Origin of the sequence: Streptomyces sp. BR123 (assembly GCF_013401435.1) — a bacterium.
In the GTDB taxonomy this organism is placed as follows: domain Bacteria; phylum Actinomycetota; class Actinomycetes; order Streptomycetales; family Streptomycetaceae; genus Streptomyces.
This window is the reverse complement of sequence record NZ_JACBGN010000287.1, coordinates 1-9,168: the sequence shown is the minus strand read 5'-3', so window position 1 is coordinate 9,168 and position 9,168 is coordinate 1. Positions and strand designations below refer to the sequence as shown.

Genomic DNA, 9,168 nt, shown 5'->3' with positions numbered 1-9,168 from the left:
GTTCCGGGGTTCCTGGCGGCCCCGGGGTTCCTGGCGGGCTTGGCGGTTCCGGCGGCCCCGGCTTCACGCGGCGGATCTCCGGCTACGGGGGCCTCGACGCGCTCCTGCCCGAGCGCGGCGTGCAGCTCGCCCGGGCCTTCTGCGGGAGCGAGGGCACCCTCGGCGTGGTCACCGAAGCGGTGGTCCGCCTCGTGGAGCTGCCGCCCGCGCCCGCACTCGCGGTCCTCGGCTACGCCGACGAGGGCGCGGCCGCCGACGCCGCGGCCGGCCTGCTGCCGCACGGGCCGCTGACGGTCGAGGGCATGGCCGAGGACCTGGTGCCCGGCCCGGCAGCGGCCGGCCTGCCGCGCGGCCGGGCCTGGCTGTTCGCGGAGGCCAAGGACGAGGGGGCGGCCCGGTCGCTCGTACGGGCGGCCGACGCGCTGGACGCGGCGGTCGTCACCGACCCGGCGGCGCAGCGGGCCCTGTGGCGGATCCGGGAGGACGCGGCCGGCACCGCGACCCGGATGCCCGGCGGCGCGATGGCCTGGCCCGGATGGGAGGACTGCGCGGTGCCGCCGCGCCGCCTGGGCGCGTACCTGCGGGAGTTCCGCGCCCTGCTCGCCGCGCACGGGCTGCGCGGCACCCCGTACGGGCACTTCGGCGAGGGCTGCGTGCACGTGCGGATCGACTTCGACCTGGTCACCCCGGCGGGCGTGGGACGCTTTCGGGCCTTCTCGGCCGAGCTCGCCGACCTGGTGGTCGCGCACGGCGGCTCGCTGTCCGGCGAGCACGGGGACGGGCAGGCGCGGGCGGAGCTGCTGCCGAGGATGTACGGGCCGCGGGTGATCGACCTGTTCGGCGCGTACAAGGACGTGTGGGACCCGCGGGGCGGCATGAACCCGGGGATCCTGGTCCGCCCGGCCCGCCTGGACCAGAACCTGCGCTTCGAGGTGCTGCCCCGGACCGGGCCGGCGGGGGAGTTCGCCGCGGAGGTCGCCCGCTGCATCGGCGTCGCCAAGTGCCGGACGGACCGGCCGGGCGGCCCGGCGGTGATGTGCCCCTCGTACCGGGTCACGGGCGAGGAACGGCACTCCACCCGCGGCCGGGCCCGGCTGCTGCACGAGATGCTGGCCGGGGAACTGCTGACCGACGGCTGGCGCTCCGCGGAGGTCGCCGAGGCGCTGGACCTGTGCCTGGGCTGCAAGGGCTGCCGCAGCGACTGCCCGGTGGGCGTGGACATGGCCACGTACAAGGCGGAGTTCCTGCACCGCCACTGGGCGGGCCGCATCCGGCCCCTGGCCCACTACACGCTGGGCGGCCTGCCGGACTGGCTCCGGATCCTCGACCGGCTGGGCCTGACCCGCGCGGCCGGCGGCCTCGCCCGGCTCCCCGGCGCTGCCCGCCTGGCCGGACTCGACCCGCGCCGCCGCCTCCCGGCCCCGGCCGCGCAGCCGTTCACCCGCTGGTGGCGGGGCCGCCCGGCCGCGGCCCCGCCACGGGACGGGGCGGCGGCCCGGGTGCTGCTGTGGCCCGACACGTTCACCGAGTACCTGGCACCCGGGGCCGGGCGGGCGGCGGTCGAGGTGCTGGAGGAGGCAGGACTCCGGGTGAACCTGGCCGGTACGGGCACGGGCACGAGTACGGGCACGGGCACGGCGGGCCCGGGAGACGGGCGGGGAGCACGGACCGGGCGGGGGGTGTGCTGCGGACTGACGTACCTGTCCACCGGCCGCCTGGACCGGGCCCGCGCCGTCCTGCGCCGCACCCTCGACGCGGTGGGCGACACCGGGGACCCCGTCGTCGTCCTCGAACCCAGCTGCGCCGCGGCCCTGCGCACCGACCTGCCCGCCCTGCTGCCCGACGACCCGCGCGCGGCCCGCCTCGCCGCCGCCGTCCGCACCTTCGCCGAGGCCCTGGAGGAGTACGCCCCGCACTGGCGGCCGCCCCGCCTGGACCGCCCGGCGGCCGGGCAGACCCACTGCCACCAGCACGCGGTCCTCGGCGACACGGCCGACCGGCGGCTGCGCGAGCGGGCCGGGCTGACCGGCGGGCTCAGCGGCGGCTGCTGCGGCCTCGCCGGGAACTTCGGCTTCGAGCCGGGCCACTACGAGGTGTCCGCGGCGTGTGCCGAGGAGCAGCTGCTGCCGTCGCTGCGCCGGGCCCCGGAGCGGACGGTGGTCCTGGCGGACGGGTTCTCGTGCCGGACACAGATCGCGGAGCTGGCCGGTGTCAGGGCGCGGCACCTGGCGGAAGTGCTGGCCGAGGCCCTGCGGGAGCAGCGGTAGCCGGCCCGAGGGGCCGTATGCGACTGTAAGGCAGTACATGCTGCGACGGTCCTTACGCACGCCTTAGTCTGGAGAGATGCCCGCACCATCCGCCAGCAAGCCCACGCCCACGCCCCCGGCCGTCCCCGCTCCCGGCCCCGGGTCCGCCGCGACGGCGGCCACGACACCGCCCGCCGGAAACGGAACCGCCTCCGAAGCCGCCTTCGAAGCCGGCGCCGCCCCCGGCTCGGGAGCCGTCGGCCGCGGTGGGCGCCTCGGCCCGGTCGCGCTGGTGATCACGGCGGGCATCTCGGTGCAGTTCGGGGCCGCCCTCGCGGTCATGATCATGCCGAGGGCGGGCGCGGCGGGCGTGGTCACGCTGCGGCTGGCGGCAGCCGCGCTCGTGTTGCTGCTCCTGTGCCGCCCGCGGATCCGCGGCCACTCGCGGAGCGACTGGGGCACCGTCGTGGCCTTCGGCGTGGCCATGGCCGGCATGAACGGGCTCTTCTACCAGGCCGTCGACCGGATCCCGCTCGGCCCGGCCGTCACCTTGGAGGTGCTCGGCCCGCTCGTGCTGTCGGTCGTCGTCTCGCGCCGGCTGGTGAACCTGCTGTGGGCGGCCCTCGCCCTGGCCGGAGTCGCCCTCCTGGCCGGACACGGCGGGGCCGGCTTCGGCGGCCTCGACCCGCTGGGCGCGGCCTTCGCGCTCGGAGCGGGCGCGATGTGGGCGGCGTACATCGTCTTCAGCGCCCGGACCGGCCGCCGCTTCCCCCAGGCGGACGGACTGGCCCTCGCCATGGCGGTTGCCGCGGTCGTCTCGCTGCCGCTGGGTGTGGCCGAGGCCGGCTCCGCGCTGCTGGTCCCCGGGACACTCGCGCTCGGCGCGGCCGTGGCGGTCCTGTCCTCCGTGCTGCCGTACACCCTGGAACTGCTGGCGCTGCGCAGGCTTCCCGCGCCCACCTTCGCGATCCTGATGAGCCTGGAGCCGGCGATCGCGGCCACGGCGGGCTTCCTCGTCCTCGGCCAGGCAATGTCGGCACAGGACGCCCTGGCCATCGCCCTGGTGATCGCGGCCAGCATGGGCGCGGTCCGCTCCCAGACCAAGCCCCAGCCCGCCTGACGCCCCCTGCCGCCCACCCCACTCCCGGCCCGAGCCGTCCTGACGCCCACAGCCCGGAGCCGGGGTCGGGCAATTCCGGCTGGGGCGCACGTTCGGAGCCGGGTCCCGGCGAAATCCAGCCCCGCCGGCGTTTGAGGCGCGGGTCCGGGCAGAGCCCGGTGCCCGGCGGAGCCGGGTTCCCGAGGTGCCGCCCGGCCTCGGCCCCCGCCCCCCGGCCGTGCCATGCCCTGCTCTGCGGTGCCGCCGGGCCCGGGGTGCCGCCCGGCCGGGGGGTGGTCGGCCGGGCGGCGGGGCCGGACAGGCGGCGGGTCAGCCCAGCGGCAGGTCCAGGCAGGACGGCGTGGCCTCGGGAGAGGTGAAGCCCAGCGTGGCCCGCGGCAGATTCGCATCCCCGTAGAACGGGTCGCGCCCGTCGACCACCAGCATCACCCGGTGCCCCCGCGGCACGTCGTACGCGGTGGCCTGCAGCTCGATGTCCGCCTTCACCAGGCTGTCCGGCGGCGAGGCGAGGTCGGTGTACGGGGCGTGCGTGATGATCCGCCCCGTCCCGTCGGGCGCCACGTCCAGCAGGTACGCGACGAACGTGGACTTCGGGTTGGCCGCCCGGTACGTGACCCGCAGCCGCGGAACGCCCCGCAGCCGGGCGGTCTCCGGCTCCGGGTCCGCGACCCACACGGCGGCCACGGTGCGGTCGATGTCGCCGGTCCGGTAGGCCTTCGGGCGGCCCGCCATCTCGTCGTACCCGGAGCGCACGACGGCGTCGGCGACGGTCGCCGGGGTGTCCACCCCGCACAGCACGCGCGTGCTCCAGCCGGCCTCGGGCGTGTCGGCCAGCTCGCCGCCGTCCACCAGGTACAGCCGGCGGACGTGCTCGGTGACGGACTGCCAGTTGGGCCGGGGTTCCAGGGTGCGGCTCCACATGACCTCGGCGAGGACCTGGCCCTCGTCGGCGATGCCGTTGTCGACGCCCCCCAGGTGGTGGTCGAACCAGCGGTGGGCGGTGGTCCAGATCCGGTTGGGCAGGCCGGTCATGCCCGACATCTCGGGGCCGGAGTGGTCGCCGACGGACAGGTCGAGCCGTTTGGGCCCGGCGAGCTCGTTGAACATCTTCAGCGTCTGGTTGGCCGGGAACAGCGTCTCGTGCCAGGCGTGCGAGAAGTACACCGGCACCTGCCGCCGGCTGAGCTCCTTGACGTGCGTGAACGGCGACCGCGAGGCGGCCCACCGCAGGGCCGCCTCGATGTCGCGGTTCGCCAGGACGTTCTCGAAGACGCTCTGCGTCTGCGGGCTCAGCCGTGCCCGGCCGGCAGCCCTGAACAGGGCCTCGACGGCGGCGACGTGCCGGGTGCGGTTCTCCAGGAAGGCCTCCCCGAGGTCTCCCCAGGTGCTGAGCGCGACCACCGCGTCCACGCGGGCGTCGTGCGCGGCGACGAGCTGGGCGATGCCGGATCCGTAGCTGTCCCCGAGGAAGCCGATCCGGGTCACCGGGCCGGCCGTCCGCTCGATGAGGTGGTCCAGGGCCCGGCTTCCGTCGGCGACGTCGAGCGGGCCGGCCACGTCGACCTCGCCCTCGGAGTCGCCGAACCCGCGGGCGCTGTAGGCGAGGACGTTGTAGCCGCGGGCGGCGAAGACGCTGCCCTGGACGGCGTACGGGAGCCAGCCGAAGTCCGTCCACGGCGAGGGCATCACGATCACCGGCCGCGGGTCGGGGCGGGTGTGCCGCCACAGCGCGGCGTCGATGAGGTCCCCCTCGGCGCCGGCGACCTTGGTGCGGGAGAAGACGGCGACGGAGCGGGCTTCGGCGACCTGGGCGGCGCGGGCCGGGGCGAGGAGGCCGGTGTCGCCGCTCTCCAGGGCGGCGACGAAGGCGGTGAGGGCGGGCGCGTCGAGTTCGGGATAGAGGGAGAAGGCGGCTGGGTCCACGGCAGTTCATCCTCTGCGTCGAGTAGGTCGATGACGTCGGGGCGGTGCGTGCGTCACGTGATCCGGACGTCGGTGCAGTGCGGTGCCGGGACCCCGGCCGGGGCCCGGAGCGGGGGGCCGAAGCGTTCAGTATCGGCGCGGTCCCCGCCGGCGTGCGCCGGTTCGCCGGGTACGGCCTGAACCGCGTCCTCGCCGCGCCCCCGGGCGGCGGGCCGCGCAGGTCCGTACCTGCCGGGTCGGCCGTGCCGCCCCAAGTGCCGTGCGCTGCATGCTGGTTGGTGCGTATGGCGGGAAAGGCGGTGCTCCTCGGCCAAATGATGCAAGCATGCTTGATTGTTTTGGGCGGGGCTGCCAGTCTTCCCCCCACGCCGAGAGGGGAGCCCCGCCGTGCTCGATCCGTCCGCCGTGTCCGCCGTCTTCTCCGACCTGCGGGAGGAGGGAGCGGATCTCGAATCGCTGGTGTCCGAACTGCCTGCCCCCGCCTGGGCCAAGCCCACGCCCGCGCCCCGGTGGACCGTCGCCCACCAGATCGCCCACCTGCACTGGACCGACCGGGCCGCCCTGCTCTCCCTCACCGACGCCCCCGGCTTCGCCCGCATGGCGGAGGAGGCCGTCAAGGCCCCCGGCTCCTTCGTCGACGAGGGAGCCGAGCAGGGCGCGGTCCTGCCGCCCGCCGAACTGCTGGCCCGCTGGCGGGCCGGCCGTGCCGCACTCGACGCCGCGCTCGCCGAGGCCGCGCCCGACGCGAAGTTCCCCTGGTACGGGCCGCCGATGAAGGCCGCCTCCATGGCGAGCGCCCGGCTGATGGAGACCTGGGCCCACGGCCAGGACGTCGCCGACGCGCTGGGTGTTCGCCGCACCCCGAGCGCCCGGCTGCGGCACGTGGCCCGGATCGGCGTACGCGCCCGCGACTACGCGTTCGGGGTACGGGGACTGCCCGCGCCCGCCGCGGAGTTCAGGGTCGAGCTGGAGCCACCGGACGGCGGGGAGCCGTGGGCGTACGGGCCGCCGGACGCGGCACAGCGGGTCACCGGCCGGGCCCTCGACTTCTGCCTCCTGGTCACCCGGCGCGCCCACCGCGCCGACCTGGCCCTCACGGCCGTCGGCCCGGACGCCGACCGCTGGCTGGACATCGCCCAGGCCTTCGCGGGCCCGGCGGGGCCCGGCCGCGCCCCCGGGACCGCGCGGTGAACGCCGACGCGCCGGTCGGGGCGGGCGGGGCGGCGGCACGTCGGCCGCTGCGCATCGGCAACGCGTCCGGGTTCTACGGGGACCGCTTCGACGCCGTGCGGGAGATGCTGACCGGCGGCCCGCTGGACGTCCTGACCGGCGACTACCTGGCCGAGCTGACCATGCTGATCCTCGGCCGCGACCGGCTGAAGGACCCGTCCGCCGGGTACGCCAGGACCTTCCTGCGGCAGTTGGAGGACGGCCTCGGCCTCGCCCACGAGAAGGGCGTGCGGATCGTCGCGAACGCCGGCGGCCTGAACCCGGCGGGCCTGGCCGACGCGATCCGCGAACTGGCCGCGAAGGCAGGCCTGCCGGTCTCGGTCGCCCATGTCGAGGGCGACGACCTCATGCCGTACGGCGAGGGGACGGCCGCGGCCCTCACGGCGAACGCCTACCTCGGCGGCGCCGGCATCACGGCCTGCCTGCGGGCGGGCGCGGACGTGGTGGTCACCGGCCGGGTGACGGACGCAGCCCTGGTCAGCGGGCCGGCCGCCTGGTGGTTCGACTGGGCACCCGACGACTGGGACCGGCTGGCGGGGGCCGTCGTCGCGGGCCACGTCCTGGAGTGCGGCGCCCAGGCCACCGGCGGCAACTACGCCTTCTTCACCGCGCACGACGTCCGCCGCCCCGGCTTCCCCCTGGCGGAAGTGGCGGAGGACGGCTCGTCGGTGATCACCAAGCATCCGGGGACGGGCGGCGCCGTCACCGTGGGCACGGTCACGGCCCAGCTGCTGTACGAGACGCAGGGCGCGCGCTACCTCGGCCCCGACGTGACCGCCCGCCTGGACACCGTCCGCCTGGCCGACGCCGGCCCCGACCGGGTCGCCGTCAGCGGGGTCGTGGGCGAGCCGCCGCCGGGCACCCTCAAGGCGGGCGTCACCCGGATCGGCGGCTGGCGCAACGAGGTGGTGTTCGTCCTCACCGGCCTGGACATCGAGGCGAAGGCCGCCCTGGTCCGGGCGCAGATGGCCGAAGCCCTCGCCGGCGTGGCGGCCGCTGAGTGGACCCTGGCCCGCACCGACCATGCGGACGCCGGCACGGAGGAGACGGCCAGTGCGCTGCTGCGGCTGGTGGTGCGCGACCCGTCCGCCGACCGGGTCGGCCGGGCCCTGACCGGGCAGGCCGTCCAACTCGCCCTCGCCAGCTATCCCGGCTTCCACGTCACCGCCCCGCCGGGCCCGGCCCAGCCGTACGGGATCTTCGAGTCCGCGACCGTACCGGCGGCCGCGGTGACCGCGGTCGCCGTCCTCCCGGACGGCACCCGCACCCCGGTCACCCCGAGCGGCCCCGCGGCCGCTGTCCCGGGAGCCGGGGCGCCGAACCCGGACGCGGCGGTCCGGCCGCCGGCCCCGGACACAGCAGCCGGAACAGGAGCCACGGCCCCGGCAGCCCGGGCCGCGGAAGCCCCGGGCACAGGAGCCCAGGCCGCCGCAGCCCGCGACCCGGGCCCACCCGATTCCGGAAACGGCGGGGTGGTCGGCGGTCCCGCCGGGCCCGCCCGCCGGGCTCCGCTCGGCCTGGTGGCCGGGGCCCGCAGCGGCGACAAGGGCGGCGACGCCAACGTCGGCGTCTGGACGGAGTCCGACGCGGCCTGGGACTGGCTGCACGCCACCCTCACCGTGGAGCGGTTCCGGGAGCTGCTCCCCGAGACCCGCCGCCTCCCCGTCGCCCGGCACGTACTGCCGAACCTCCGCGCCCTCAACTTCACCGTCACCGGCATCCTCGGCGCCGGCGTCGCCTCCGCCCACCGCTTCGACCCCCAGGCCAAGGCCCTCGGCGAATGGCTGCGCGCCCGGCACCTCGACATCCCCGCCCACCTCCTGCCCGCCCCGGAGGAGACCGGCCCATGACCCGTCTCGGCACCGCCCTCGACCCCCGTTCCCCCGAGTACGCGGCCGCCCGCACGGCGGCCCTCGAACGCCTCGACGCCCTCGACGCGGAGCACGGCAAGGCCCTCCTCGGCGGCGGCGAGAAGTACACCGCCCGCCACCGCGCCCGCGGCAAGCTCCTCGCCCGCGAGCGGGTCGAGCTGCTCCTCGACCCGGACACCCCGTTCCTGGAGCTGTCCCCGCTCGCCGCCTGGGGCAGCGACCACCCCGTCGGCGCGTCGATCGTCACCGGCATCGGCACCGTCGAGGGCGTCGAGTGCGTGATCACGGCCAACGACCCGACCGTCCGCGGCGGCGCCTCCAACCCCTGGACCCTGAAGAAGGCCCTGCGGGCCAACGAGATCGCCCGGCAGAACCGGCTGCCCGTCATCAGCCTCGTCGAGTCCGGCGGCGCCGACCTGCCCTCGCAGAAGGAGATCTTCATCCCGGGCGGCGCGATCTTCCGCGACCTCACCCGGCTCTCGGCCGCCGGCATCCCGACCGTCGCCGTCGTCTTCGGCAACTCCACCGCCGGAGGCGCGTACATCCCGGGGATGTCCGACCACACCGTCATGATCAAGGACCGTTCGAAGGTCTTCCTCGGCGGCCCGCCGCTGGTCAAAATGGCCACCGGGGAGGAGAGCGACGACGAGTCCCTCGGCGGCGCCGACATGCACGCCCGCACCTCCGGCCTCGCCGACCACCACGCCGTCGACGAACACGACGCCATCCGCCAGGCCCGCCGGATCGTGGCCCGCCTCGGCCACCGCCGCGCCCACCC

General features: G+C 76.5%; 6 protein-coding genes. 5 read left to right on the top strand and 1 reads right to left on the bottom strand.

The genetic code is table 11. From position 1 onward, the window contains the following. Nucleotides 1–2,267 (top strand): FAD-binding and (Fe-S)-binding domain-containing protein (locus HYE82_RS29960; protein ID WP_179177326.1); only part of this gene is annotated, 2,267 nt, incomplete at its 5' end. Between the two features lie 76 nt (nucleotides 2,268–2,343). Then, nucleotides 2,344–3,366 (top strand): DMT family transporter, encoded by a 1,023-nt coding sequence (locus HYE82_RS29955; protein WP_179177325.1) that lies wholly within the window; start codon nucleotides 2,344–2,346, stop codon nucleotides 3,364–3,366. A 309-nt stretch (nucleotides 3,367–3,675) separates the two neighbouring features. Here HYE82_RS29955 and HYE82_RS29950 read toward each other — a convergent pair whose 3' ends face one another. Continuing rightward, entirely contained in the window at nucleotides 3,676–5,289 is a 1,614-nt protein-coding gene (locus tag HYE82_RS29950; RefSeq protein WP_179177324.1) for an alpha/beta fold hydrolase, read from the bottom strand. 387 nt (nucleotides 5,290–5,676) lie between these two features. On the opposite strand from HYE82_RS29950, the gene HYE82_RS29945 reads away from it, so the two are divergent. The 3 genes from HYE82_RS29945 to HYE82_RS29935 form a co-directional block, all read left to right on the top strand. Further along, complete coding sequence (locus tag HYE82_RS29945; protein ID WP_309144490.1) at nucleotides 5,677–6,480, top strand: TIGR03084 family metal-binding protein; 804 nt, start codon at nucleotides 5,677–5,679, stop codon at nucleotides 6,478–6,480. 104 nt (nucleotides 6,481–6,584) lie between these two features. Continuing rightward, nucleotides 6,585–8,369 (top strand): acyclic terpene utilization AtuA family protein, encoded by a 1,785-nt coding sequence (locus tag HYE82_RS29940; RefSeq protein WP_256987889.1) that lies wholly within the window; start codon nucleotides 6,585–6,587, stop codon nucleotides 8,367–8,369. Beyond that, a partial coding sequence (locus HYE82_RS29935) for a carboxyl transferase domain-containing protein (protein WP_306439653.1) occupies nucleotides 8,366–9,168 on the top strand: 803 nt, incomplete at its 3' end. The genes HYE82_RS29940 and HYE82_RS29935, both read left to right, overlap by 4 nt.